Source organism: Amycolatopsis sp. NPDC004378 (assembly GCF_053602455.1).
In genome coordinates this window covers 749,545-773,944 of sequence record NZ_JBSGDR010000002.1, presented here as the reverse complement: position 1 = coordinate 773,944, position 24,400 = coordinate 749,545, and the positions used below count along the sequence as shown (strand labels likewise).

General features: G+C 71.0%; 24 protein-coding genes, 3 tRNA genes and 1 pseudogene. 10 read left to right on the top strand and 18 right to left on the bottom strand.

Annotated elements, in window-relative coordinates:
* Window positions 1–10: 10 nt before the first annotated feature.
* From ACWEN0_RS11490 to ACWEN0_RS11480, 3 genes are read right to left on the bottom strand one after another with little or no spacing between them, the layout of a single operon-like run.
* On the bottom strand, window positions 11–802 hold the full coding sequence (locus ACWEN0_RS11490; RefSeq protein ID WP_451971862.1) for an IclR family transcriptional regulator: 792 nt from the start codon (window positions 800–802) through the stop codon (window positions 11–13).
* Entirely contained in the window at window positions 799–1,116 is a 318-nt protein-coding gene (locus ACWEN0_RS11485; protein ID WP_451971859.1) for an NIPSNAP family protein, read from the bottom strand. Before ACWEN0_RS11485 ends, ACWEN0_RS11490 begins: the two co-directional genes overlap by 4 nt.
* On the bottom strand, window positions 1,116–2,255 hold the full coding sequence (locus ACWEN0_RS11480; protein WP_451971856.1) for a 5-methyltetrahydropteroyltriglutamate--homocysteine S-methyltransferase: 1,140 nt from the start codon (window positions 2,253–2,255) through the stop codon (window positions 1,116–1,118). The genes ACWEN0_RS11485 and ACWEN0_RS11480 overlap by 1 nt, the downstream gene beginning before the upstream one ends.
* A 120-nt stretch (window positions 2,256–2,375) precedes the next feature.
* Between ACWEN0_RS11480 and ACWEN0_RS11475 the strand changes: the two genes are divergently transcribed.
* Complete coding sequence (locus tag ACWEN0_RS11475; RefSeq protein ID WP_451971853.1) at window positions 2,376–3,698, top strand: nucleobase:cation symporter-2 family protein; 1,323 nt, start codon at window positions 2,376–2,378, stop codon at window positions 3,696–3,698.
* Here ACWEN0_RS11475 and ACWEN0_RS11470 read toward each other — a convergent pair.
* Window positions 3,658–4,224, bottom strand: coding sequence for a TetR/AcrR family transcriptional regulator (locus ACWEN0_RS11470; protein ID WP_451971850.1), 567 nt, complete (start codon window positions 4,222–4,224; stop codon window positions 3,658–3,660). The genes ACWEN0_RS11475 and ACWEN0_RS11470 overlap by 41 nt on opposite strands.
* 87 nt (window positions 4,225–4,311) lie before the next feature.
* Between ACWEN0_RS11470 and ACWEN0_RS11465 the strand changes: the two genes are divergently transcribed.
* Complete coding sequence (locus ACWEN0_RS11465; protein WP_451971847.1) at window positions 4,312–4,758, top strand: pyridoxamine 5'-phosphate oxidase family protein; 447 nt, start codon at window positions 4,312–4,314, stop codon at window positions 4,756–4,758.
* On the opposite strand, the gene ACWEN0_RS11460 is transcribed toward ACWEN0_RS11465, so the two are convergent.
* Window positions 4,759–5,265 carry a hypothetical protein gene (locus tag ACWEN0_RS11460; RefSeq protein WP_451971844.1) on the bottom strand — a complete coding sequence of 169 codons (507 nt, stop codon included), beginning with the start codon at window positions 5,263–5,265 and terminating at the stop codon, window positions 4,759–4,761.
* Window positions 5,266–5,435: 170 nt separating this feature from the next.
* On the opposite strand from ACWEN0_RS11460, the gene ACWEN0_RS11455 reads away from it, so the two are divergent.
* Together ACWEN0_RS11455 and ACWEN0_RS11450 are read left to right on the top strand one after the other, a co-directional pair.
* Entirely contained in the window at window positions 5,436–6,176 is a 741-nt protein-coding gene (locus tag ACWEN0_RS11455; protein ID WP_451971841.1) for a rhomboid-like protein, read from the top strand.
* A 40-nt stretch (window positions 6,177–6,216) separates the two neighbouring features.
* Window positions 6,217–8,529, top strand: a complete 2,313-nt coding sequence (locus ACWEN0_RS11450) for a sensor domain-containing protein (RefSeq protein ID WP_451971838.1) — start codon at window positions 6,217–6,219, stop codon at window positions 8,527–8,529.
* On the opposite strand, the gene ACWEN0_RS11445 is transcribed toward ACWEN0_RS11450, so the two are convergent.
* The 8 genes and pseudogenes from ACWEN0_RS11445 to ACWEN0_RS11410 form a co-directional block, all read right to left on the bottom strand.
* A complete protein-coding gene (locus ACWEN0_RS11445) occupies window positions 8,523–9,308 on the bottom strand; it encodes an arylamine N-acetyltransferase family protein (protein ID WP_451971835.1) in 786 nt (261 codons plus the stop codon). The two genes, ACWEN0_RS11450 and ACWEN0_RS11445, sit on opposite strands and share 7 nt — an antisense overlap.
* 33 nt (window positions 9,309–9,341) lie before the next feature.
* Complete coding sequence (locus ACWEN0_RS11440) at window positions 9,342–9,692, bottom strand: YciI family protein (RefSeq protein WP_451971832.1); 351 nt, start codon at window positions 9,690–9,692, stop codon at window positions 9,342–9,344.
* A 49-nt stretch (window positions 9,693–9,741) separates the two neighbouring features.
* Complete coding sequence (locus ACWEN0_RS11435; protein ID WP_451971829.1) at window positions 9,742–10,326, bottom strand: class I SAM-dependent methyltransferase; 585 nt, start codon at window positions 10,324–10,326, stop codon at window positions 9,742–9,744.
* 56 nt (window positions 10,327–10,382) lie between these two features.
* A tRNA-Phe gene (locus tag ACWEN0_RS11430) sits at window positions 10,383–10,459 on the bottom strand.
* A 31-nt stretch (window positions 10,460–10,490) separates the two neighbouring features.
* A tRNA-Asp gene (locus ACWEN0_RS11425) sits at window positions 10,491–10,564 on the bottom strand.
* Window positions 10,565–10,601: 37 nt separating this feature from the next.
* Window positions 10,602–10,674: transfer RNA gene (locus ACWEN0_RS11420), tRNA-Glu, on the bottom strand.
* Window positions 10,675–10,708: 34 nt separating this feature from the next.
* Window positions 10,709–11,411, bottom strand: a pseudogene (locus ACWEN0_RS11415) (helix-turn-helix domain-containing protein).
* Between the two features lie 222 nt (window positions 11,412–11,633).
* Window positions 11,634–11,888 carry a hypothetical protein gene (locus ACWEN0_RS11410; RefSeq protein ID WP_451971827.1) on the bottom strand — a complete coding sequence of 85 codons (255 nt, stop codon included), beginning with the start codon at window positions 11,886–11,888 and terminating at the stop codon, window positions 11,634–11,636.
* 812 nt (window positions 11,889–12,700) lie between these two features.
* On the opposite strand from ACWEN0_RS11410, the gene ACWEN0_RS11405 reads away from it, so the two are divergent.
* On the top strand, window positions 12,701–13,135 hold the full coding sequence (locus ACWEN0_RS11405) for a hypothetical protein (protein WP_451971824.1): 435 nt from the start codon (window positions 12,701–12,703) through the stop codon (window positions 13,133–13,135).
* Between the two features lie 88 nt (window positions 13,136–13,223).
* Here the strand turns inward: ACWEN0_RS11405 and ACWEN0_RS11400 are convergent, their stop codons facing one another.
* Window positions 13,224–13,427 (bottom strand): cold-shock protein, encoded by a 204-nt coding sequence (locus tag ACWEN0_RS11400; protein WP_003097368.1) that lies wholly within the window; start codon window positions 13,425–13,427, stop codon window positions 13,224–13,226.
* Between the two features lie 457 nt (window positions 13,428–13,884).
* Here ACWEN0_RS11400 and ACWEN0_RS11395 point away from each other — a divergent pair, with 457 nt between their 5' ends.
* The 4 genes from ACWEN0_RS11395 to ACWEN0_RS11380 all read left to right on the top strand — a co-directional run bounded on the left by ACWEN0_RS11395 (window position 13,885) and on the right by ACWEN0_RS11380 (window position 16,592).
* Complete coding sequence (locus ACWEN0_RS11395) at window positions 13,885–15,096, top strand: L,D-transpeptidase (RefSeq protein WP_451971821.1); 1,212 nt, start codon at window positions 13,885–13,887, stop codon at window positions 15,094–15,096.
* 158 nt (window positions 15,097–15,254) lie between these two features.
* The gene (locus ACWEN0_RS11390) at window positions 15,255–15,551 is read left to right on the top strand and encodes a hypothetical protein (protein WP_451971818.1); all 297 of its coding nucleotides are present in this window, start codon (window positions 15,255–15,257) and stop codon (window positions 15,549–15,551) included.
* 4 nt (window positions 15,552–15,555) lie between these two features.
* Complete coding sequence (locus tag ACWEN0_RS11385; RefSeq protein ID WP_451971815.1) at window positions 15,556–16,110, top strand: SigE family RNA polymerase sigma factor; 555 nt, start codon at window positions 15,556–15,558, stop codon at window positions 16,108–16,110.
* Window positions 16,111–16,115: 5 nt separating this feature from the next.
* Window positions 16,116–16,592, top strand: coding sequence for a hypothetical protein (locus ACWEN0_RS11380; RefSeq protein ID WP_451971812.1), 477 nt, complete (start codon window positions 16,116–16,118; stop codon window positions 16,590–16,592).
* 345 nt (window positions 16,593–16,937) lie between these two features.
* On the opposite strand, the gene ACWEN0_RS11375 is transcribed toward ACWEN0_RS11380, so the two are convergent.
* Window positions 16,938–18,311, bottom strand: a complete 1,374-nt coding sequence (locus ACWEN0_RS11375; RefSeq protein ID WP_451971809.1) for an MFS transporter — start codon at window positions 18,309–18,311, stop codon at window positions 16,938–16,940.
* A gap of 201 nt (window positions 18,312–18,512) precedes the next feature.
* Between ACWEN0_RS11375 and ACWEN0_RS11370 the strand changes: the two genes are divergently transcribed.
* On the top strand, window positions 18,513–19,100 hold the full coding sequence (locus tag ACWEN0_RS11370) for a PaaI family thioesterase (protein ID WP_451971806.1): 588 nt from the start codon (window positions 18,513–18,515) through the stop codon (window positions 19,098–19,100).
* Between the two features lie 9 nt (window positions 19,101–19,109).
* Here the strand turns inward: ACWEN0_RS11370 and ACWEN0_RS11365 are convergent, their stop codons facing one another.
* The 3 genes from ACWEN0_RS11365 to ACWEN0_RS11355 are packed head-to-tail and all read right to left on the bottom strand — an operon-like array spanning window position 19,110 to window position 24,245.
* Window positions 19,110–21,806 carry a tetratricopeptide repeat protein gene (locus tag ACWEN0_RS11365; protein WP_451971803.1) on the bottom strand — a complete coding sequence of 899 codons (2,697 nt, stop codon included), beginning with the start codon at window positions 21,804–21,806 and terminating at the stop codon, window positions 19,110–19,112.
* 52 nt (window positions 21,807–21,858) lie between these two features.
* Window positions 21,859–22,827: a glutamate ABC transporter substrate-binding protein gene (locus tag ACWEN0_RS11360; protein ID WP_451971801.1), complete on the bottom strand. Its 969-nt coding sequence runs from the start codon at window positions 22,825–22,827 to the stop codon at window positions 21,859–21,861.
* Window positions 22,824–24,245, bottom strand: a complete 1,422-nt coding sequence (locus tag ACWEN0_RS11355) for a hypothetical protein (RefSeq protein WP_451971798.1) — start codon at window positions 24,243–24,245, stop codon at window positions 22,824–22,826. Before ACWEN0_RS11355 ends, ACWEN0_RS11360 begins: the two co-directional genes overlap by 4 nt.
* Window positions 24,246–24,400: the final 155 nt, after the last annotated feature.

Sequence of the window (24,400 nt, the reverse complement as noted above, 5' to 3'; positions counted from 1 at the left end):
CACAAGACCCTCAAGCCGTCGAGGCGTCGCCCGAGGAGCGCAGGGCCCGCGGTGCGCCGAGCACCCGCGAGATCCCGCGTGCCGCGGCGCGGACCGCCGGGACCAGCGTCCGCGGGTCGGTGCCCTCCGCCGGGACGACCACGGAGATCGCCGCGACGACCTCGTCCGTCGAGTCGTGGACCGGCGCCGCCACCGAGAGGGCGATCAGCTCGATCTGGCCGTCGCTGATCGCGTAGCCGTCGCGGCGGACGTCGGCCAGCACCCGCCGGAGCTGCCCGGCCGAGCCGATCGTCTTCGGCGTGAACGTCTTGAGGGGGCCTCCGAGGACTTCCTCCTGGACCTCGGGCGGCGCGTGCGCGAGCAGCACCTGGCCGACGCCGGTCGCGTGCGCGGGCAGCCGGCCGCCGACGCGCGTCACGACGTTGACCGCGCCGCGGCCGGAGATGCGCTCGACGTACACGACCTCCGGGCCGTCGAGCACCGCGAGCTGCACGTTCTGGTGCGTGGCCTCGTAAAGGTCCTCCAGGAACGGCATCGCGCTCTCGCGCAGCTCCGCGCCGTGCGGCGCGAGCGAGGCGACTTCCCACAGCCACAGCCCGACGCGGTACACGCCCGCTTCGTCGCGCACGAGCGCGCCGCGCCTGGTCAGCTCCCCGGCGATCCGGTGGGTCGTCGAAAGCGGCAGCCCGACGCGGCGGCTGAGCTCGGACAGCGTCAGCCGCGGCCGCTCGGCCGTGAACGCGCCCAGGAGGTCGAGGACGCGGTCCACGACCGACGGCGGCCGCTTCGCGCTGTGTCTCACAGATCGTCGTCCGGCAGCAGCGGCCGCATGAACGTCCGCCGGTACCGGAGCACGCAGCCGCTTTCGTCGCGGATCTTGTCGGCTTCGATGAAGTCCGGGTCGACGCCGAACAGCGTCCGGTACTTCTCGTACGCGGCCAGGCTTTCGAAGCTGAACAGCGCCCGGGCTTCGTCGCTCGCCCCCTCCGCCGGCAGGAAGTAGCCGTGGTGGACACCGCCTTCGCGCTGCACCAACCGCATCCACGCGGCGGCGAAGCGTTCGAAGTCGGGGAGCTTGGCGGGGTCGATGACGTAGTCGACGACGCACGTGATCATCAGTGGCCGCCCCAGACGCGGTCGGCCGTCGCCACGATCAGCTCGAGCTTGCGCAGCTGGTCGTCCGGGGTCAGGTCGTTGCCCTCCTCGGTCGAGGAGAATCCGCACTGCGGCGAAAGGCAGAGCTGGTCGACGTCGACGTACTGCGACGCCTCTTCGATCCGGCGCACCAGGACGTCCGGGTCCTCGAGCTCCGGCCGCTTGGTGGTGACCAGGCCGAGCACGACCTTCTTGTGCTTCGGCACGAACCGCAGCGGCTCGAAGCCACCGGAGCGGTCGTCGTCGAACTCGAGGAAGAACCCGTCGACGGCCAGGTCGCCGAAGAGCGCTTCGGCGACGAACTCGTAGCTGCCGGAAGCGACCCACGACGACCGGAAGTTGCCGCGGCACAGGTGGGTCGTCACCGTGAGGTCCTCGGGACGGCCGGCGAGCGCCGCGTTCATCGTCGCGATGTTGCGCAGGTGCTGGCGGTCCGGGTCGCCGCCCATCCGCGCGACGAGCTCCCGCTGCGCCGGGTCGTTCAGGTAGGCGAGGCTGGTGTCGTCGAGCTGGAGGTAGCGGCAGCCGAGGTCGTGCACCGCGGCGACCTGCGCCGCATACGCCGCGCTCAGGTCGGCGTAGAACTCCTCGAGGTCCGGGTAGACGCTCTCGCTGACCGCCGCCCGGCCGCCGCGGTAGTAGACCATGCTCGGCGACGGGATGGTCAGCTTCGGCGTCACGCCTTCGTCCACATGGGACTTCAGGAACTCGAAGTGCGAGGCGAAGATCGGCTCGTCGAGCCGCACCTTGCCGTCGACCTGCAGGCCCGGCGGGCTGAACTCGAGGTCGCCCGCGAGGTTGTGGAACTTGACGTGCAGCCGCTCGTCGCTCTTCGAGACCCCGCCGAGCGAGTAGATGAAGTCCATGTGCCACGAAGCGCGCCGGAACTCGCCGTCGGTGGCCGAGCTCAGCCCGGCCGCCCGCTGCATCTTGATGACGTCGCGGATCGCGTCGTCCTCGACCGCGCGGAGCTGCTCCGCGCCGATCTCGCCGCTTTCGTGCCGCCGTCGCGCGTCGCGCAGCACCGGGGGCCGCAGGAGGCTCCCGACGTGATCGGCGCGAAACGGCGGGCCCACCTGGGGAATGCCGCCCGAAGTCATGCACCGATGGTCACACATCCGGGACCGTTCCGCCGCCCCCCGAAACAAGATCATGACGCCCGGGTCTTGCTACCGTCACGCGCACCGCGTTGGCTGTGCCGCGGTGAAAGGGGCCTGACCATGACGAAACCCGCGGTGCACCCGGTCGACCAGGGCCTGCCCGCCGGCCGGCTGGCGCTGCTCGGCCTGCAGCACATGTCGATCATGTACGCCGGTTCGGTCGCGGTGCCGCTGATCGTCGGCAGCGCGTTGAAGCTCGACACGGCGACGATCGGGCTGCTGGTCAACGCGGACCTGCTCGTCGCGGGCGTCGCCACGCTGATCCAGGCGGTCGGCATCGGGAGGCTCCTCGGCATCCGGCTGCCGGTGGTCGCGGGCGCGACGTTCAGCGTGGTCAACCCGATGATCCTGATCGCGTCCCAGTACGGCCTGACCGCGGTCTACGGCGCGATGCTGGCGTCCGGCGTGTTCGGGCTGCTCATCGCCAGGCCCTTCGCGAAGCTGATCCGGTTCTTCCCGCCGCTGGTCACCGGCACGCTGCTGCTCGTCATCGGCGTCTCGCTGCTCGGGCCGGGCGCGGGCCTGATCGCGGGCAACGACCCGGCGGCGCCGGACTACGCGGCCCTGTCGCACATCCTGCTCGCGTTCGGCGTCCTCGCCCTGCTGATCCTGTTCACGCGCGTGCTGCGCGGGTTCGCCAACCAGATCGGGCCGCTGCTCGCCCTCGCGATCGGCCTGGTGGTCGCGATCCCGATGGGGCTCGTGCACTGGGACGGCCTCGGTGCGGCGAGCTGGTTCGGGCTCGCGTCGCCGTTCCACTTCGGCGCGCCGACGTTCCCGGTCGCCGCGGTCCTGTCGATGTGCGTGGTCATGCTCGTGACGTTCACCGAGTCGACGGCCGACATGATCGCCGTCGGCGAGATCACCGGGCGCCCGCCGACGGACGCCGACCTCGCGCGCGGCCTGGCCACCGACGGCTTCTCCGCGGTCCTCGGCGGCGTGATGAACTCCTTCCCCGACACGGCTTTCGCGCAGAACGTCGGCCTGGTGCGGATGACCGGGGTGCGCAGCCGCTGGGTGGTCGCGGTGACCGGCGGGATCCTCGTGCTGATGGGGCTGGTGCCGAAGATCGGCGCGTTCATCGCGGCGATCCCGCAGCCGGTGGTCGGCGGGGTCGCGGTGGTGATGTTCGCGATGGTCGCCGCGGTCGGCGCGCAGAACCTTCGCACGGTCGAGTTTTCCGGCAACCACAACACGTTCATCGTCGCGGTCGCCCTCGGCGTCGGCCTGCTGCCGGCGTTCGCGCCGAAGATCTTCCAGCACTTCCCGGCGTGGCTGCAGACGATCTGCGGCAGTTCGATCACGGTGGCGGCGGTGCTGGCGTTCGTGCTGAACCTGCTGTTCAACCACCTCGGCCGGCGCGAGGAGCCGGCAGGGACCTGAGCAGCCGTTCGACGAGCCGGCCGCCCGTGCCCGGCTCGACCGGGCGCCGGAACAGCACCCGCAGGTAGAGCGGGGCCAGGACGAAGTCGAGCACCTCGTCGACCGACGGCACGGGCTCACCGCGTGCCGCGGCCCGGTCGATCGTCACCTGCAGGTCCTGGCCGCGCGCCTGCAGGTACTCGAGCGGTTTCTCGCCCGGGCTGAGGGTCGCGACGAGCGCGCGGAGCAGGATCTGGCCGCGCGGGTCGCGCATCGCACGTTCGACGCCTTCGGCCCAGCCGAGCAGGTCGCCGCGCAGCGAGCCCGTGTCGGGGATCGGCGACGTCGCGCGCAGCCGTGTCACCGCGGCGTCGAGCAGCAGGTGGTCGCGGCCGCCCCAGCGCCGGTAGATGCTGGTCGGGTTGACCCCCGCGCGTTCGGCGATCCGCGGGACGGTCGCGTCGATCTCGCCCGCGGCGAGCAGCTCGACGACGGCGTCGTGCACCGCGTCTCGGACACGCGCGCTGCGGCCACCGGGTCGGGTCATGCCCTCACCTTAAAGCAAACGTGCTTGCTTTTGCGCGTCGCCCGTGGCTATCGTTAAAGCAAACGAGACGGCTTTAAGGAGCCCGAGATGGCCCGCAAGATGACCAAGCAAGAGCGCGAAGCGTTCCTCGCCCAGCCGCAGGTCGGCGTCCTCAGCGTCACGGCCGAGCCCGGCCGGGCCCCGCTGACCACGCCGATCTGGTACCGCTACGAGCCGGGCGGCGACGTCGTCGTGATGACCTCACCCGGCCTGCGCAAGACCCGGCTGATCGAGGAGGCCGGCAGGTTCGCGCTGTGCGTCCAGCAGCAGGACGGCGTCTACAAGTACGTCTCGGTCGAGGGCCCGGTCGTGAAGACGTGGCCGATGACCAAGGCGGAGCGGCACGAGATGGCGGCGCGCTACCTGCCGCCGGGCGTGAGCGAGGCCTACACGGACGCGACCGACGACACCCACGGGCAGAACATCGCGATCGTGATGCGCCCGGAGCGCTGGAACACCTCGGACTTCAGCGACCTGGCCGAGAAGCTGGCCTGATCACCAGCAGATGATCAGCAGGCACGACGGCCGCGGCGGCGCCGGGGTCGTCGTGGGGTGGTGACCGCCGGGCGGAGTCGTCGTCGGGGTGACCGACGTCCCCGGGTCGCCGCCGCTGGTCGGCGTGGTGGTCGTCGACGTCTCGCTGCTGCTCGTCTCGGACGTCGGCGTGGTGCCCGGCACCTCGGTGACGGTCTCACGCGGCACGCCGGAGCCCGGGACGACGTCACCGCCGCCGGTGCCGCCTTCGGGCGGCGAGTCCGTGGCCTGGTCGGCGCCGCCCAGCCCGGTGGTGCGCTGCGGGAACGGGATGACCTGCATCTGGTCGACCGGGGACGCGTCCGGGGTGCCCTTGCCGCTGAGCCCGACCAGCACCGCGGCGGCACCGCAGCCGATGACGACGGCGAGCATCACCGCGAGCACCCGCCACCGCGACTGGCCCGCTTCCGCCCGCTCACCCCAGCCCTCGCGCACGAGCAGCTCGGCGACCGATACCTCGTCGTTCACCCCGACAGACCTTCCCGAGAGGCCTTTCGGCCGACATCGTGGCCGTCTTTTTACCGCACATAGCACCCGAACGGGTGAGTTTTGAGCAAAAATTCGTCACGTAACAAGCAAACTGACTGTGGGTGACATTCCACAGCGGATTCACAGCCGACATTCGGGAGACTCCCAGCATGCCCGGCGAAGCTGAAGCCATGCTGCTCAAGGCGGGACAGCCGATCGACGAGGTCGTCGTTTCGCCTTCGCGCACCTGGCGGGACTTCGCCCGGTTCGTCCCGGCCCCGAAGACGACGCCCTTCACGTTCGGCTACCTGGTCGTCCTGCTCGGCACGACGCTGCTGCTCAGGTTCGCCGACGCGGACCTCACCGACCGCCTCCTCCGGCTGTCCAGCACGGACGCCCACAACCTCTGGCGGCGGCCGCTGACCTCGCTGGTGACCAGCGCCCTCTGGCTCGCGGACGAGGGCTGGCTCGTCTACGTCCTCATCTTCGCGATCGCCGTCGCGCCACTGGAACGCCGGTTCGGCGCCCGCCGCGCGGTGACCGTGTTCTTCTCCGGCCACGTGCTGGCCACGCTCGTCACCGAGCTGCCGGTGATGGCCCTGATCAGTGCGCACGTGCTGCCGAACTCGGCCGGGCACTGGCTCGACATCGGCGTCAGCTACGGCTTCTTCACCACCGCCGGCGCGCTCGTGTTCCTGCTGCGCGGCCGCGCGCGGCTCGCGGCGCTCGCGGCGGTGGAAGGGTTCATCGCGGTGATCTGGCTCTCCGACGACCCGGGGCAGCTCGACGCGGTCGTCACGCTGCTCGGGCACGCCTTCGCCGCGCACTTCGGGCTGCTGTTCTGGGGCCCGCGGCTGCGGCGCGCGGCCCGCGTTCCGGCGGGTAGGCAGGGGCCGGAGTCGGTGGTGTAATCGACGGGCCACACGCCGACTGCCAGGGGGACGGACGCTCATGGAGGCAGGCTCCCTCGCCGAACTGGTCGAGCTGAGTCCGGACGCGATCTGCGTCCACGAGCACGGCGTCCTCACCTACGCCAACCGCGCCGCCCTCGACACCTTCGCCGCCCGCTCCGCCGACGAGGTCGTCGGCCGCCGCTTCACCGACTTCGTCGCCGAGGACTCGCGCGCCGCCGTGGCGGACAAGCTCGCGCGGCTGACCGAACCGGGTCAGGCGAGCGAGCCGGTCGAAGCCCTGATGTCCCGGTTGGACGGGAGCAAGTTCGCCGTCGAGACGGTGTGGGTGCGCCTCGGCGCCCCGCGCGCCTACCAGGTCGTCATGCGCGACATCACGGCGAAGAAGGCCGCCGCGGACGCCCTCCGCTACCAGGCCGCCCTGGTGGCACACGTCAGCGACGCGCTGATCGCGACCACCGGCGAAGGCGTCGTGACCAGCTGGAACCCGGCAGCCGAGGCGGTGTACGGCTGGACGTCGGCCGAGGCCGTCGGGCGGCGGGCGAGCGAGCTGGTCGGCGCGCCGCTGGACCTGCTCGGCGGCGGGGTCACCGAAGCGGTGCACCGGCGCCGGGACGGCGCTCCCCTGGCGGTCCGCGTTTCGGCAGCTGAGATGAACGACGGTTACGTCCTCGTTTGCGCGGACGAAACCGCGCGGCGGCGGGCCGAGCAGAACTACCGCACGGTCGTCGCGTCGCTCGACGAAGGCGTGCTGGTCATGGGCCCCACCGGGCTCATCGAGGCCGCCAACCCGGCCGCCTGCCGGATCCTCGGCGTCGCCGAAGCCGACCTGGTCGGCATCCCGTGCCACACGCTCGTGCTGTTCACCGAGTCCGGGCACTGGATCCCGCCGGACGAGATGCCGTCGGTGCAGACGCGACGCACCGGTGTCGCGCACAACGGCCTCGTCGTGCGGCTGCGCCGGCCCGACGGCCTGGACGTCTGGGTGTCGCTGACCTCGCGGCTGCTCAACCCGGACGACCCGGCGGCGCTGGCCGTCGTCACGACGTTCACCGACATCACCGAGCCCCGTGCGATCAGCGCACAGCTCGCGCACGACGCGACGCACGACCCGCTCACCCGGCTCGCGAACCGGACGCTGGTGCTGAGCCGGCTCGACGTCCACGGGCGCGAAGCGGTCACCGTGCTGTTCCTCGACCTCGACAAGTTCAAGGTCATCAACGACTCGCTCGGGCACTCGGTCGGTGACCAGGTGCTGCGGATCGTCGGCGAGCGCCTGCGCCGCAGCTCCGGCCGCGACGACCTGGTCGGCCGGCTCGGCGGCGACGAGTTCGTCGTCGTCACCGGCGAGGTCACCGAACCCGGCGAGGTCCGCGCGCTGGCCGAGCACCTGCGCGCGGCGCTCGCCGAGCCGATCGGCGTGCTCGGCAGGCAGCTGCACCTCGACGCCAGCATCGGCGTCGTGCTCGTCGGCACCGGCGACCGGCGCAGCGCCGAGGACCTGCTGCGCGACGCCGACGTCGCGATGTACCAGGCCAAGACGCTCGGGCGGGGCCGGCACCACGTCTTCGACGTCGGCCTGCGCGAGCGGATGCAGCGGCGGCTGCGGATGGAGCAGGACCTGCGCGACGCGGTGCACGACGGCCAGCTCTGGCCCGCGTACCAGCCCGTCGTCGACCTGACGACCGGCGAGATGGTCGCGGTCGAGGCCCTGCTGCGCTGGACGCACCCCCGGCACGGCGCGATCTCGCCCGCGGAGTTCATCCCGCTCGCCGAGGAGAGCGACCTGATCAACCTGATCGGCAAGGAGATGCTCCGCGCGACCACGCGCGAGCTGGCCACGCGACGCGGTTCGCAAGGTCTGGACCTGACGCTGAAGGTCAACTTGTCGGCGCGCCAGCTCGACGACCCGCACCTGGTGCCCACGGTGCAGGACGCGCTCGCGCAGACCGGCCTGCCGGCGAGCGCGTTGTGCCTGGAGGTCACCGAAAGCGCGTTGATGCGCGACCAGGAGGCGGCGGGCGAAGTCCTGGCGTCCCTGCGGTCGCTGGGCGTGCTGCTGGCGATCGACGACTTCGGCACCGGCTATTCGTCGCTCGCGCAGCTGCGCCGGCTGACCTTGGACACGCTCAAGATCGACCGGTCGTTCATCACCGGCATCGCCGAATCACGCGACGCGGCGGCGATCGTCACGAGCATCATCGCGATGGCCCACGCCGTCGACCTGACGGTGATCGCCGAGGGCGTCGAATCGGCGGAGCAGGTGGACCTGCTCCGGTCGCTGGGCTGCGACCAGGCGCAGGGCTACCACCTCGGCCGCCCGGTGGCGGCGGCCGAGCTGTTCGGTCAGTAGAGCTCTTCCAGCCTCCGCAGCTCGTCGGCCGTCAGCTCGATGCCCAGGTCCTTGAGGGTGGCGTCGAGTTCGTCCGGCGCGACGGTGGTGGTTTCGCTGCTGCCGCCCGGCTTTTCGACGGTCAGTTCGCGGCCCAGCAGCTTCCGGCTGACGCCCGGTTCGAGCGTCATGATCACCAGCCGCCCGGTGAACGGCGACTTCGGGTGCGTCGACGTGTAGTGGTGGTAGACCTGGTAGTCGATCGGGTGCATCTCGTCGAGGCGGAACTCGAGGATGTCCTCGTCGCCCTTTTCGAGCGTCCACCAGCCGTTCCGCTCGGTGAGCCGGTGCGGCCAGCCGGCCTGGTCGACCTCGTGGCCGTCGACGAGCGGCATCGGCTCGAAGATCCCGGCGCCGAACCCGACGTCGGCGAGGAAGCTCTGCCCGCCCACGTCGGCCACGACGGTCATGTGGGTGTACGGCCCCGGCCGCCGCGGCTGGACGCGCGCGGCGAGCCGGTGCACGGTGTAGCCGAGCCGCTCGAGGACGGCGGCGAAGAGGCCGCTCTGCTCGTAGCAGTAGCCGCCCCGCCGCCGTCCGACGAGCTTCGCGGTCACGACGTCGAGGGAAATCCCTTGGTGCTGCCGGAGAACGACGTCGACGTTCTCGAACGGGATGGCCCGGACGTGCGCGTGCATGAGGTCTTTCAGCGCGTCCGCCGACGGTTCGCGGGCGGGCTGCCCGATCCGCGCGAGGTACGCGTCGAGGTCGACGGCGTCGATGCCCCATTCGTTGGTCATGGGATCAGCCTGCACCCTCGACCTCGATCGAGGTCAACCCTCGTGCACGATCTTCCGCACCTCGACGGCGGTGTACTGCGCATCGGGGATCTTCGCGGCGAGTTCGACGGCGCGCGCCTCGCTCTCGACGTCGACGATGTAGTAGCCGCAAAGAAAAGCGTCCGACTCGACGTAGGGACCGGTCCGGGTCCGCGCCTCGCCGTTCTCGACCCGGACGGTCCTGGTCCCGGCGGCCTCGGCGAGCGCCTTGGTCTCGACCATCTCGCCGGAGCCGGTGATTTCCTTCATGAAGGCGCCGTGGCCTTCGAAGACGCCGTTCTTCTGGTCGTCGGTGAGGGTGCCCCAGAGGGCCGGGTTCATGTGGAGCGTCAGGAGGTATTTCATGCCCGGTGGTCGGAGCGGCTCTCCCGGTCCGGACACGCGGGTCCGGGGTTCACTCGTCCGGCCTAACGGGCGGGCTCAGGAGGAGGTAGCGTTCGTCGTCGATTTCCTTGCCCCACAAGGCGGGATCGTCCAGCACCCGCACTTCGACCGCCCGGCGCCGGTGTTCGACGATGGCCCGGCACCGGTCCTGGCTCAGCCCGGCACCGGTGAACCACCGGCCCTCGACGAGGATCAGCCGTCCGCCGGGAGCGAGCAGCCGCACCCAGGTGTCGACCGCGGCTTGCGGATCGGGCATCGCCCAGAGCACGTGCCGCACGAGGACGACGTCGAAGGACCCGGGTTCGGCGGGCGGATCGGCGACGTCGCCCAGCCGGAAGTCGATCTCGAGGTCACCGGCTTTCCCGCGGGCGACATCGAGCATCGCCGGGGAGAGGTCGATCCCGCAGACGTGGTGGCCATGCTCGGCGAGCAGAAGAGCAAGACTCCCGGTCCCGCACCCCAGGTCGGCGACGGTCGCTTTCGGTGGCATGAGCGGGAGAAGCAGCTTCGCCCAGGCGGCACGGACTTCCGGGTCGCGGAGGCCGTGGTCGGGCTGGTCGTCGAAGGTCGCGGCTTCCGCGTCCCAGATGTTCACGCTGACCCCCGGTGGTCGAACCACAAAAAACCACCCCGACACATCGGGGTGGTTCGTGGTGGCCAGGGCCGGGGTCGAACCGGCGACCTTCCGCTTTTCAGGCGGACGCTCGTACCAACTGAGCTACCTGGCCGGGAACGCCGGCGAGGAGCCGAACGATCTTGCGACCCTGACGGGACTCGAACCCGCGACCTTCGCCGTGACAGGGCGACGCGCTAACCAACTGCGCCACAGGGCCTTGCGTGTACTGCTGTGTTGCCGACTACTGTACTGCGTACTCCCAACGGGATTCGAACCCGCGTTGCCGCCTTGAAAGGGCGGAGTCCTAGGCCGCTGGACGATGGGAGCCCGGCCGGTTTCGGGTGACCGACCGACCGCGCTCTCAGGTCCCCCCGGGAGCGATTACAAGCATAGGGCACGCCGCCACCGCTTTGCACCGGGGGCTCCTTAACCCCTGGCCGAGGCCGGGACCTGCGCAAACAGTTCGGCCAGGCGGCGTTCGAGCTCGGTCCGCTCCGCCGGCGTCAGCGAGGCGGTCAGCAGCTCGTCGATCCGCTCGTCGGTCAGGGCCTCCGCGCGGTGCCACCGGCCACCCCGTGCGCAGCAGCCGGGCGCGGCCACCCTCGGGGTCGGCGATCACGGCCTCCGGGACCGACAGTCCCACGGCTCGCAGCGCCGCGAAGTGCAGGCCGCCGCGCAGCTCGCGGAAGACCGTCAACGCGAAGCCGAGCCGTTCGACGTCCGCCGTGGGACGCGGCACGTTCTTCCAGCCCGCCGGCGTCGGCGGCGTCGATGGCGCGGAACAGCAGCTCCGCCAGACAGCCGGGCTCCGGTACGGCCGAAAGGTTGACACGCGCCCACCGGGCCGATGACTCCGAGTAGGCACGGACGGCGGCGGGCGCGTCCAAGACCGCGGCCGCCGGCGGCAGGACGTACTCGAAGAGCCAGTGCGGGAAGATCTCGAACAGCTCCGCGGCCACCTTCGGCGGGACGTCCCCGAGCACCGCCGAACGCCCCCGCACGTAAAGGGAGCGCGGCGGCAAGCCGGCCTCGGCCTCGACCGCCGCCGGCTCCGGCAACGTCATGAACTTCCCGCCCAGCACCTGCACCACGGACCGGATCCGGCTCGCCGCGCCTTCGATCGTCATCATGGCCGCCCCTTTCGCCACGGCAAACGTAACACTGTTACTAAACCGGCGTCACGAAACCTCTGAGACCTCGAGAATCATTGCCCGGAAACGGAAACACCCCGCACGAACCCCACGGGACAGGCTCGGCGACACCCGCCGAGCCCACCCGGAACACCCTCAACGCTGGACCGGCGCCTGCCCGTCGTCGTCCAGGTTCAGGCCCAGCATCTCCAGCAGCTGAACACAGTCCTCGACCCCCAGCGCACCATTCGCCACCGCCAGCCGGGCCCGCCGGACCTGATCGTCCGACACCCGCTGCGCATCCGCGGCCCCACTCCGCTGCGCCGGCAACCCCCCGGCGAACTGAGCACTCCCCCCATCGGCACCTTCGTACCGAAGGAGGAACTGCCGCACTTCAACAGACCCGCTCATAGCCCCTCCATACGGCTCACAACAGCTTGGCCGCGAGGCTAACCAGCGCCGGCCGCCACACACAGCCCCCCGGAGAGTGAACCTGAGGCCACGCTCCGCTCAACGCAGCGCAATCGGCAACACCGAAGAAGCACACCACCCGAACGAACGTCACCCGGCGCGGAAGTGACACCGCACGCGGAAATTTCCCGCGCTCCACTCGCCCAAGGGCGAAACTCGTGCAACAATCGAAGTGCTGACACACCCCCGGTCAGCGCCTGTGGAGATCCCCTCCGACCCCCGCGTTCCTCCCCCTGGCGCGGGGGTCCTCCATTTCCGGGGGCGCTTCGCTTTCCCCCGTTCATTCCGGCGTATTGCCCGGGGGCCGAGCCCCCGGACCCCCACGGTGCGGCTGGTGCGGCTTCCAGCCCGGTTGGCTTTTCGCTTCGGGCGCTGGGCGCCCTTGCGGCGTCTGTCTGGTTGGTCGTGTTCGTTCGGCGTTCGTGTTGTGCCGCCTGCTGCTGGCGGCACCGCTCCCGGCTCGCCGCCGCGCGTCGTCCCGCACCCCCGGCCGCGCCTCGCCGCTGTCCTTCGCGCGTCGCCTTTCGTGCGCGGCCGTCGCGACTCGCTCACCTTCGCCCATCGCCACCTCTGACCTCAGCTGGTCCTGGCTGGGCTTGTCGTGATCGATTCGTTGCGTTAACGGCCTGTTGCGGTGTGTTTATTGGTTGTTGGGCCGTTTGGGTGGGGGTTGGGCTGAATGGGGCGGGTTCTCAGCGTGTCGTGGCTCACAGTGGTTTGCGGGGCGAGACCTAACCGTTATCGTGGCCTGCGTGCCTCTTCCCTCCCTTGGCCGCTTGAGCAGCCGGACGAACCTCAAAGCCGCGTCCTCCGGACGCCATCGTGGTGCCGCGAAGCCTGCGGACGATGGTGTTGTCGAGGACAAGGAACTCACCTCCTACCTCGCCGCCCTGGCGCCCGATGCCGACAACGAGAGCACCGGGACCGGCAAGCGGTTCGGCGAGGCCCAGGTCATCCAGCTCCGGATGAGCCTCATCGCCAACCAGCAGCTGAAGGACATCGCCGCCGAGCGGGACATCTCGCCCCAGGCGCTCGCCCAGGAGTGGATCCTCGAGCGGCTCAACTGGGAAGGCCAGGCCTCCTCGCTGCAGGACCAGCGCCAGCACGGCGGCGACCTGCACGACCTCACCGACGAGTTCCACTTCCCCGCCGACGCCTTCGACGCGCCGGCCGTCGGGCGACGGTAGCCCCAAGAACCCCACGAGAAAGGGCCCCCGGCGATGACATCGCCGGGGGCCCTTCGCTCAGGCCTTAAGACACGCAGAGGGCCTGTTGTCAGATCGCGCGGACCTTCTGGGCCTGCGGCCCCTTCTGACCCTGGCCGACCTCGAACTCCACCCGCTGGTTCTCCTCGAGGGTGCGGAAGCCGCGGCCCTCGATCTCCGAGTAGTGCACGAACACGTCGCCTTCGCCGCCGTCCTGCGCGATGAAGCCGAAGCCCTTCTCCGCGTTGAACCACTTCACAGTGCCTTGCGCCACCGCTGTACTCCTCGTTACACAGATCCGCTTCGAATGCCACCGAAGCGGCACCCCGACCGTCCCGGGCGGTTCCAACGAGTCGAGTCAAGAGCGTGTCGGCTCCATGGCTCGCGTCAGAAGTTCCGCGAGTGTGAAGCCACTAACACGCAAAACGACGGCCTGAGAGCAGACTACCGGGATCTGGCCAAAGTTGAACCCCGTGATCGAGGCGAAAACCGCCTGTCCGGGCCAAGGTCACCGGAACGTCGTAGGGCTCCCGGCCACGATCTGCCGGACCCACCGGATAGTCTTGCGCAGCACAGCGACACCGTGATCACCGGACACGGCTCGGAGTCGTTCCGACCCCCTCGGTGAAGACCTCCGGCGACCATTGTGACCTTCGTCACGCGACTTCTGCTCAACGTCGCCGGTCCACGGGACGTCTCGATGAGGGGAAGCACCAAAGGGGCAAAGGGGAATGGGTGTGACGGTGAGGACTTCCACGCGGCGCCGGGGCGCGGCTGTGGCACTGGGCTTGGTCGCCGTGCTCACGCTGGGGGCGTGCAGCAGCGAGCCGACCGTGTCGGCGAGCGGGACTTCGGGCGGGGGCCCGACTTCCGCGCCCGCGCCGAGCGCGCAGCCCGCGAAGCTGACGGTCACGCCGGCCGGCGGCGCGCAGGACGTGGCACCCGGCGAACCGGTCGGCGTCCAGGTCGCCGACGGCACGATCGTCTCGGTGACGCTGACGAACCCGGACGGCAAGCAGGTCCAGGGGCAGACGTCGGCGGACAAGAAGAGCTGGAGCACCACCGAACAGCTCGGCTACGGCAAGACCTACACCTGGGCGGGCCAGGCGCAGGGCGCGGACGGCAAGAACGTGGCCATCGGGGGCGCGTTCACCACGGTGAAGCCGCGGCGCCAGATGTCGGCCAGCCTGAACGTGGGCGACGGCCAGACGTACGGCATCGCGATGCCCATCGCGCTGAGCTTCCCGAGCCGGGTCACCGACAAGGCGGCCGTCGAAAAGGCGCTGTCGGTCGAGACCACGCCGAAGACCGAAGGCTCGTGGGGCTGGACCGACGGCGACACGTCGGTGCACTGGCGGCCCAAGGAGTACTACAAGCCGGGCACCACGGTGAAGGTCAACGCCAAGATCTACGGCGTCAAGATCGGTGACGGCACGTACGGCAAGCAGGACGTGTCGGCCAGCTTCACCATCGGCCGTTCGCAGATCGTCAAGGGCAACACCCAGCAGCACACGATGCAGGTGATCCGCGACGGCCAGCAGATCGCCGACTACCCGGTGAGCTACGGCCTCGACTCCGACCCGGGCCGCGTCACGCACAGCGGCACGCACGTCGTGATGGGCAAGCAGGCCACGTACGCGATGAGCAACCCGAAGTACCACTACGAAAACGTCGTGGTGCCGTGGGCGGTCCGGATCTCCAACAACGGCGAGTTCATCCACGGCCTCGCGGCGTCGGTCTGGGCACAGGGCAAGAAGAACATCTCGCACGGCTGCCTGAACCTCTCGCCCGCGCGGGCCAAGGAGTACTACGACGGCGTGCTCACGGGCGACCCCGTCGAGATCACCGGCAGCACGCAGACGCTGAGCGCCAAGGACGGCGACTACAGCGACTGGACGTACGACTGGGCGAGCTGGCAGAAGCTGTCGGCGCTCGCCGGCTGAGACCACCGAGGAAGACCGGGCGGCCGGGAAGTCCACGCGGGCTTCCCGGCCGTTCGCGTCTCGCCGGAAATCCGGTGCAACCCCGGTGATCACCGGGCGCATGACTAGGGGCAGAGGCGCGGCGATCCACGGCCGCGCCCGCGAGAAGAGGAGCTGTCTTGCGTATCCGTATCGCCCTTTCCCTCGGCGCTCTCGTGCTCGCCGGTGGTGCCCTGACCGGGGGCATCGCGCTGGCTTCGGAGGCGCAGCCGCCGGCCCCGACCACGGCGCGGCCGACCCCGACCGAGCCGCCGTCCGCGATCCCGACCACGAGCCGGCCCGCCCAGGCGCCGACGGCCGTGCCCGCGCCGCGTGCGACGACCAAGGCACCCTCCCGGACGCCGCGCGTTCCCGTCGCCGTGCCCGCCGGGCCGACCGGTGACCTGCACCTGCCGGCCGTCGGGGTGACCCGGTAGCCCGGTGATCTCCCGCTCCCGTCCGTCGACCGGGCCGGGCTCGCCGTGGGACGGCGAGTTCGCCCGGTACTTCGGCGAGCGCGCGCACAGCCTGCGGTCCACGGCCTTCCTGCTCTGCGGTGACTGGCACCAGGCCGAGGACCTCACGCAGGCCGCGCTGCTCAAGCTGTACCTCGCCTGGCCGAGGCTGTCGCGCCACGACGCCTTGGACGCCTACGCCCGCAAGGTCGTGCTGCGCACGTTCCTCGCCGAGCACCGGCGCAGCAGGTGGAAACGGGAGCGCCTCACCGACACGCCGCCGGAACTCCCGGCGGAGGCCGCCGGCCGCGAGCAGGACATGCTGGTCCGGCAGGCCCTGGCCGTCCTGGCCCCCAAGCAGCGGGCCGTGCTGGTGCTGCGGTACTTCGAGGACCTGAGCGTCGAGGAGACGGCGCAGGCGCTCGGCTGCAGCACCGGCACGGTCAAGAGCCAGGCCTCGCGGGGCCTGGCGACGCTGCGCAACCGGCTCGGCCCGCACTACGGCGCGCTGACCTTCAGCGCGACCACGGAGGGGAGGTGACGAACATGGACCCCGAAGACGACGTCCGCGCGATCCTGACCGGCGCGGCCGGCGGCCCGCAGCCGCCGATGCGCCTCGACGCCACCGACGTGATCGAGCGCGGCGGCCGGGTCCGGCGACGACGCAAGCGGTTCGCGGTCGCGGGCACCTCGGCCGCGACGGCGGTGATCCTCGCGGTGGCGGGCTTCCTGGCCGCCCACCGCGCGGGCCCGCCGGAGCCGGTGCAGCCCGCCGGGCCCGGGTTGTCCACGATCGGCACGGCCTCCCCCGCACCCTCGACCCCGGAGGACGTGCCGGCGACGTCCGTCGCGCCGCCGGCGGCCGAGCCGACCCGCACGCCGGGGCGCACCCAGCAGCCGGTCCCGGAGATGCCGTCCGCGAGCCGGGCGACCGGACGGCCGACGCCGACCACCACCGCGCCGCCCTCGGCTCCGCGGACGAGCAAGATCCCGGTCGCACCCTCGGCCACCACCACGCGCTAGCGACGTTTCCGCAGGTCAGCGACGTGGTGCAGATCACCGCGCCGAAGTGGGTTTCGGACGAAATACCCGGGCGGGTCGTGGCGATATGCCCTGTGGTGTTCCGATCGGACACCGGAGGAACTGCTCAGCCGGACGCTCGGTCGCCGGCCCGAGAAACCGAGGAGGAAGCACATGGTGCTCGCCGCATTGATCGTCGAAACCGGAATCGCTGTCGTGGTCGCTGGAGCGCTGGCCGCTTGGTCCCGCAAGCGCTTCGCTCCTCGGAGCAACGCCAGCTGACCCGCAGCGCACGTGTGCCCCGCCCGGTGATCCGGACGGGGCACACGTTATTTCGGGGGCGGCCGCTCAACGCTGAGCGGACGCTCCGGTCAGGGACTTGCCGCCGGTGTCCTCGGTGTCGATCTGCTCGATCGGCACCTGCGAGGTCTCCGGGATCTTGATGATCGGGACGATCGCGATCAGTGCCGCGATGATCAGGTAGTACGCCGGCCAGTCTTCGTTGCCGGTGCCCTTGACGAGCGCGGTCACGACGACACCGCACGTACCTCCGAAGATCGACGTCGAGACGTTGTAGCCGATCGCGAACGAGCCGTAGCGCACGCGGGTCGGGAACATCGCCGGGAACGTCGAGCCGATCACGGCCAGCATCAGGACCAGCAGCAGCGCCACGATCAGGAAGCCGACGAACAGCCACAGGACGCTGCCGGACTGCATGAGCTTGAGGCTGGGCCAGCTCAGCACCACGAACCCGATGGCCGCGGTGAGCAGCAGGGGTTTCCGGCCGATCCGGTCCGACAGCGCGCCGAGCGGGATGATGACCGCCATCTGGATGATTTCGACACCGATGATGATCAGCGTGGACGTGTTGTCGTTGATGCCGAGGGTGTCGGTGAAGTACGTCGGCATCGTGGTCAGCAGCAGGTAGTCCGCGATGTTCAGCAGCAGCACGATGCCGATCAGGTTGAGGATCATCCGCCAGTTGCGGGCGAAGATCTCCTTGAGCGGCGACTTCTGCGGCGCCTGGCCGGCGGCCTCCATCCGGCGGAACTCCGGGGTGTCCTCGAGCTTGTTCCGCAGGTACAGCCCGACCATGCCGAGCGGCAGCGCGACGAAGAACGGGATCCGCCAGCCCCAGGCGTCGACCTGCTCGGCCGACATGGACAGCGTCACCGAAAGCACCACGAGGTTGCCGAGCACGTAGCCGGCCAGCGTGCCGAGCTCCAGGAAGCTGCCGAAGAAGCCCCGGCGTTTCGTCGGCGAGTACTCGGCGATGAACGTCGCCGCACCGCCGTACTCCCCACCGGTCGAGAAGCCCTGGATGATCCGGAGCAGCAGGATCGCGATCGGCGCCGCGATGCCCATGCTGTAGCTGCCGGAGTACGTCGGCAGGACACCGACCAGGAAGGTGCACCCGGACATCAGCAGGATCGTGATGGCGAGGACCCGCTTGCGCCCGATCTTGTCGCCGAGGGGGCCGAAGAACGCGCCGCCGAACGGCCGCACGATGAAGCCGACCGCGAGCAGCGCCAGCGACTTCAGCACGGCGTTGCCTTCGCCGGGGAAGAACTCCGAGCCGATGCTGACCGCGATGGCACCGGAGGTGAAGACTCCGTAGTCGTACCACTCGGTGGCGTTGCCCATGGCCGAGGCCCAGACGGCCCGCTTGACGGTTCTTTCGTCGGCCTTCGGTGCGCTCGTCTTTCCTGCTGGTTCGCTCATGCCGGCGACGACCTCCTCCGTGCAGTGCCCATTGGGCCGTTCGAGCTCATCAACCCAGTCTTGCCCGGTGGGCAGCGGTCGGCAGTCTGAGCCGGAAATCTTCTACGGTGGGGAACTTTCCGGCTACTGAGAGGTGTACGTTGCCTGCATACGCCGCGGGTCGCGCGCGGCGGGCGGCTACCGGCGAGTTAACGTCAGCGCATGAGTCGTGTTTCTCAACCCTGGCCGCCGGTGCCGGTGGAGCCGGCGGTCCCGCACCCGAAGGCGCCGGAGCCGGGCACCGAGCTCGGCGTGCACTTCGGTGAGTGCTTCGGGTGCGGCGACGAGCTCGAGGCCGGCCTGCACCTGCGCTCGACGGTCGGCGAGGGCCAGGTGATCCACTCGCGGTTCACCGTGACCGCGGCCCACCAGGGCGCGCCCGGGCTCGCCCACGGCGGCCTGCTGGCCTGCGCGTTCGACGAGGCCCTCGGCTCGACGGTCGGCAACCTGATGCGCCGCCCGGCGGTGACGGGCAAGCTCGAGACGGACTTCCGGCGCCCGGTCCCGGTCGGCTCGACGCTGTTCATCCAGGCCCGCCTGGACGGCATCGCGGGCCGCAAGATCTACGTCAGCGCCGACGGCCGCCTCGACGCCGAGGACGGCCCGATCGCGGTCAGCGCCCGCGCGCTGTTCATCGTGGTGGGCTTCGACCACTTCAGCACGCACGGCGACCCGCAGGCGCTGGAGAAGCTGGCTGCCCAGCACGAGAAGAACCAGCGGCAGCGCGGCGACTGGGAGATCAACCCCTGACGCCGCTCGTCAGGTGAGCGTGCGGGGGCGGACGGCGTTGGCCCGGTCGACCAGCTCGACGCGCTGCTCGACCGTCCCGGCCAGCCGCGCCAGGGCGCGGTAGCACCGTTCCAGCCCGAACCGCAGCTCACGCTCCTCCAGCGCGCACCCCAGCACGCGCGCGCCCGGGGTGGGTTTGCCCTGCTTGAGCCACTCGTGCGCGGCTTCGAGCACGCCGGCGGACAGCCGCGTCTGACGTTCGACGTCCAGCCGGAGCCGCTCGAGGCGCGCCGACGCGTCGAGCAGGTCGTGCTCGGTCACCGGCGTCTCGCGGCCGTTCGCCTTGGTCGCCGTCGTCTTGATCTTGATCGCGGCGACCTGCGCGTCGACGTAGTGGGTCGAGGACGGCGGGACCGTCTCGAGCACCTCCACGGCGCTGTTGCGCGCGCCCTGCGCGAGGTACACCCGCGCGAGGCCGAACGCGGCGCTGACGTAGGTCCGGTCCGTCCGCCAGACCAGCTCGTAGAACCGTGCCGCGGCGAAGTAGTCGCCGACGCCCTCGGCGCTGATGCCCAGCGCGAGCTTCGGCGCGATCTCGCCGGGCAGGTCGTCGTACACGGATTCGAACGCGACCTGCGCGACCCGCGAGCGGCCGCCGGCCAGCTCGATCAGGCCGCGGTACCAGTCGATCCGCCAGTCGTGCGGGAAGCCGTTCTTGATCGCCAGGTACTGCGCCGCCTGCAGCTGCCGCTGCGCCTCGGCCAGCTCGCCCAGCTCGATGCGGGCGCGCACGATCCGCAGCCGCACCTCGATCGACTCGCGCGGCGCGCCGGCCAGGGCCTCGATGGCGCCACGCGGGTCGAGCGCGGTCGTCGTCGCGAGCACGCCGGCCGCCGGGTCGTCCGTGTCCACCTGCGGGATCGGCAGGCCGGCGACGACCTCGTCCGCGCCGGGCAGCGGCACGCTCCGGCCGGTCTCCGGCACCACGAGCTGCACGCCGAAGGTGCGGCTCTCCGGGCCGAACACCGTCGACGCGCCGGGTCGCGGCTTGCCGGTGCCCAGCGCCATGATCTCGCGCAGCACGCCGGTGAGCTGGTCGCCCATCTCCTCGGCGGAGAGGAACCGCCGGTCCGGGTCGGCGTGCGTCGCGCGCCGCAGGAACCGGTAGTACGAACCGAACAGCGCGAACAGCGGGACCGCGTCCGGGCCGGGCAGGCTCGTCTTGAACTTGGTGGTGTAGCCGGTGAACTCGAAGCTCAGCACGGCGAGCGTGCGCCCGACGGTGAACAGGTCCGACGCCACCGACGCGCCCTGCTTCGCCAGTTCCGGCGCGCTGTAGCCGGTGGTGAAGAACAGCGGGCTCTCGTAGTCGTCCATCCGCCGGACCGCGCCCAGGTCGATCAGCTTCAGCTGTTCGTTCGTCTGGATCACGTTGTCCGGCTTGAGGTCGCAGTAGAGCAGGTTCTGGCTGTGCAGGTAGCCGAGCGCGGGCAGGATCTCCAGCCCGTACGCGATGACCTGGCCGATCGGCAGCGGCTCGGGGCGACGGCTTTCGCGGTGGTGCGCGAGCGCGAGCTGCCGCAGCGACTGGCCGCCGACGTACTCCATGACGATGTAGCCGACGGTCGTGCCGCTCTGGCGGTCCGGGTGCTGCACGAAGTTGTGGATCTTGACGATGTTGGGGTGCTCGACCTCGGCCAGGAACCGCTGTTCGTTGGCCGCGGCCGCCATCGCCGTCTGGTCACCGGTGTCGATCAGTCCTTTGAGGACGACCCAGCGGTCGGACACGTTGTGGTCCTGCGCCAGGTAGATCCAGCCCAGGCCGCCGTAGGCGAGCGCGCCGAGCACCTCGTACTGGCCGCCGACCAGCTCGTTCGGCTGCAGCTTCGGGACGAACGAGAACGGCGCACCGCAGTTGTCGCACTTTCCTTCCGCGGCACCCGGTTTCCCGTCCTTGCCGCGGCCGACCTTCGCGGCGCAGTTCCCGCAGAACCGCTTTTCCTCCGACACCACCGGGTTCGTCAGCACCGCGGACGCGGGGTCGCGCGCGGGGACCGGCGGGACCTCGACCAGGCCGGCACCGAGCCGCCCGCGACGCGACCGCGAAGTCCTTGACGACGTCCGCCTCGACGTGCCGGGGAACGCCCCGGAGCCGGACCGGGAGTCCGAGCCGCTGCCGGTGCCCGTGCCGGTCCCGGTGTGGCGGCCTTCGCTGGTGCGCTCGGGCAGGACGCTCTCGGTGCCCGGGTCGGGCAACGGCGTCCCCGGGCCGGAGTCGGGCCGCGGTACCGGCGGCATGATGCTCTGGGTCTCCGGCGCCGGCGCGGCGAGCACGCTCGTCGGCTGCGGCGCGTTCGCGTCCGGCCGGATGGCCTGCGTCGGCGGCTGCGCGGCCTGCGCCGGCTGGACCGGCGGCACGACCGGGGTGATGCTGCCCGGCGGGCGGGTCGGGTCTTCGGCGCCCGGGATCGTCCCGCGCACGGCCGACGGCTGCCCGCGCGGCGGCGTCGGCGGACGGCGCACGGGCGCGTGGATGACGGTCTCCTCGCCACCGGGCTTCCCGGGACCACCGGGTCTGCCGGCGGGTTCGGCGTCGTCGAGACGGCCGGAGATCGACGGCTCCGGGGTCTCCCACCGCACCGGTGGCGGCGGCTGCCAGCTCGGCGTGGCCGGCTGCGGCTCCCCGTCCGGCGCGGCGTGCCGAGGACGGCGCGGCTCCTCCGACACTGCTACCTCCCAGATCCCCGGTGTGCGGGGACCGATCCTAGTTCCGGCGCGCTCACTGGTATTGCGGCGACGGTGGCGTGGCCGCGCCCAGCGACGGCTCCACCCAGTGGTGGTAGCTGTCCTGCCAGACGCCGGAGCCGCGGATCTGGTCGAGCACGGAGTTGACGTACCGCACCATGTCCTCGTTGTCCTTCGGAATGCCGATGCCGTAGTTCTCCTGCGTGAACTGGTCGCCGACGACCTGCAGCGTCGGGTCCTGCGCGGCCATCCCGGCGAGGATCGTGTCGTCGGTCGACACCGCGTCCACCTGGCCCTGCTGGAGCATGACCAGGCAGTCGGACCAGTTGTCCACCGAGACCGGCACCGGCTTCGCCGGGTCCGTCGCGATCTTGGCCAGCGACGTCGACTTCTTCGTCGCGCACACGCGCTTGCCGCCGAGGTCGGCGAGCTTGGTCACCTTCGACTCCTTGGTGACCAGGATCCGCTGCCCCGCCTGGTAGTACACCGACGAGAACTGCACGTCCTTCTTGCGCGCGCACGTGATGCTGTAGGTCCGGACGACGATGTCGACCTGGTGCTGCTTCAGGACGTCCTCGCGCTGCGAAGACGGGATCGCGCGGAACTGGACGTGGCCCTCGGCGGAGCCGAACAGGGCCTTCGCGATCGCGTTGACCATGTCGATGTCGAAGCCCTCGAGGTTGCCCGAGGTCGGGTTCCGGAAGCCGAACAGGTACGTCGTCTGGTCGACGCCGGCGATCAGCTTGCCGCGTTCCTTGATCTTCGCCATGGTCGAGCCATCGGCGACCGACCCGTTCGGCGAGAGACTGGCCAGCGGGTTGCAGCTGGTGTCGGCGCCGCCGCCGGCGGTCGCGTCCGGGCCGCCGACGTGCGCGGGCTGCGGCCAGGCCGCGTTGCCGACCGGGGCCGGGTCGACCGGTTTCCCGGGACTTCCGCACGACGCCGCGAGCAGCGCGACGAGCGCCAGCACGCCCGCCCGGACCGTGTTCCCCCGCCTGCTCACCGGTACTCCCTCAGTCGCTCCCGGATGCCCATGGTGACACCCGCCGCGGCGACGATCGCCAGCACGGCCAGGCCGGGCGCGAGGAGCGTCAGCGCGCGGTCGCCGTTGTGGGTGTCGTCCAGGAACTCCTGCCTGCCGACGTCGATCGCCGCCTGGAGGCTGTCGTCGAGCCGCCGGAACGCCGGCGCGGAGCCGTCCTGCTTGTCCTCGACCACCGCGGTGTCGACCGCGTCCTGGTACTGCCCGGCGTCGTCCTGGGTGCGGACCTGCTTGTGCGCCTTCAGCCAGTCGTTCGCGGCCTTCGTCGCGTCGGCGACCTTCGCGGCGCCTTCGCCGTCCTGGATCAGGCCGCGGGCTTCGCCGAGGAGGCCGCCCTGCCCGTCCGGGCCGACCAGCTGGGCCGCGTTGGCGCCGAAGTCCTTCTCGTACGCCGCGCCGTCGCCGCGGGCGACCAGCGTCAGCGTTTCGTCGGCGCGGGCCTGCAGCGCGGCGATCCGCGCGCGGACCAGCACGTCGACGCGGTGCGAGCCGTCGTCCTGGCCGCTGCCGACCAGGCTGCCCTGGAAGAGCAGGGCGACCGCGCCCCACAGCAGCGAAACCACGACGGCGACCGTCGCGACGACCAGCCCGACGTTGAGCAGCCGGTTGGTGCGCCGGGTCAGGTGGACCTGGGTGACGATGAGCGCGGCGAGCAGCGCGAGCATCAGGATCGTGGCGAGCCACGGGAAGCCGGTGGCGCTGTCCTGCTCGTCGATCAGCCGCTCGGTGTCGACGCGGTAGAGGTCCTGCGCGGCGGGCAGCACCTTCGCCCGCATCAGCTCGGACGCCTCGCGCAGGTAGCTCGCGCCGACCGGGTAGCCGAGGCGGTTGTTCGCCCGCGCGGTCTCGACTAGCCCGGTGTAGACCGGCAGCGACTGGTTGAGGGTGTCGACGGGACCGGCCGCGTCGGCGACGTCGGCGGCGTCCGAAGCCGCCTTCGCGAGCGCGGCGCCGGCCTCGGCGATGTCCCGCTCGTAGCGCTGGCGCAGCTCGGGCGGCTCGGTGCCGATGGAGAGGAACGCGCTCGCCGCGGTCGCGTCGGCGTCCGAGAGCGAGCGGTAGACCTGCTGCGACGCGGCGGCCAGCGGTTCGCGGTGGTCGATGACGCCGGTGATCGTGTCGTCGCGGTTCTGCACCGAGAGCGTCGCGACCAGCCCGGCGACCAGGGACAGCAGCACCAGCCCGACGGCGATCACGGTGAGCCGGCCGGGCGTGGTCGCGGCCGACTTGACGATCGCGCGGACCGCCTGACCCGGCAGGTCGAGGAGTCCCAGCAGGCCGCTGCGGCCCCCGGCGCGGTCGCGGCCGTCCGGTGGCGACGGCGGTGGGGGCCCCGGCGCGGGCGCCGACGGCCCCGGCGCCGTCGCAGTGCTGGTCATCCCCGATTCCTCCCCGTGGCTTCCGGGGCTTCGCCCCAGGCCGGGGGCTTCGCCACCCGGAGCCCCCTAAAGACTGCTGCGAGCCGTACGCAAAAGGTAGCCGAGACGCCGCACGCGCGGTGACGGGCACCGCCCGCCGTCATCAGCACGTGATC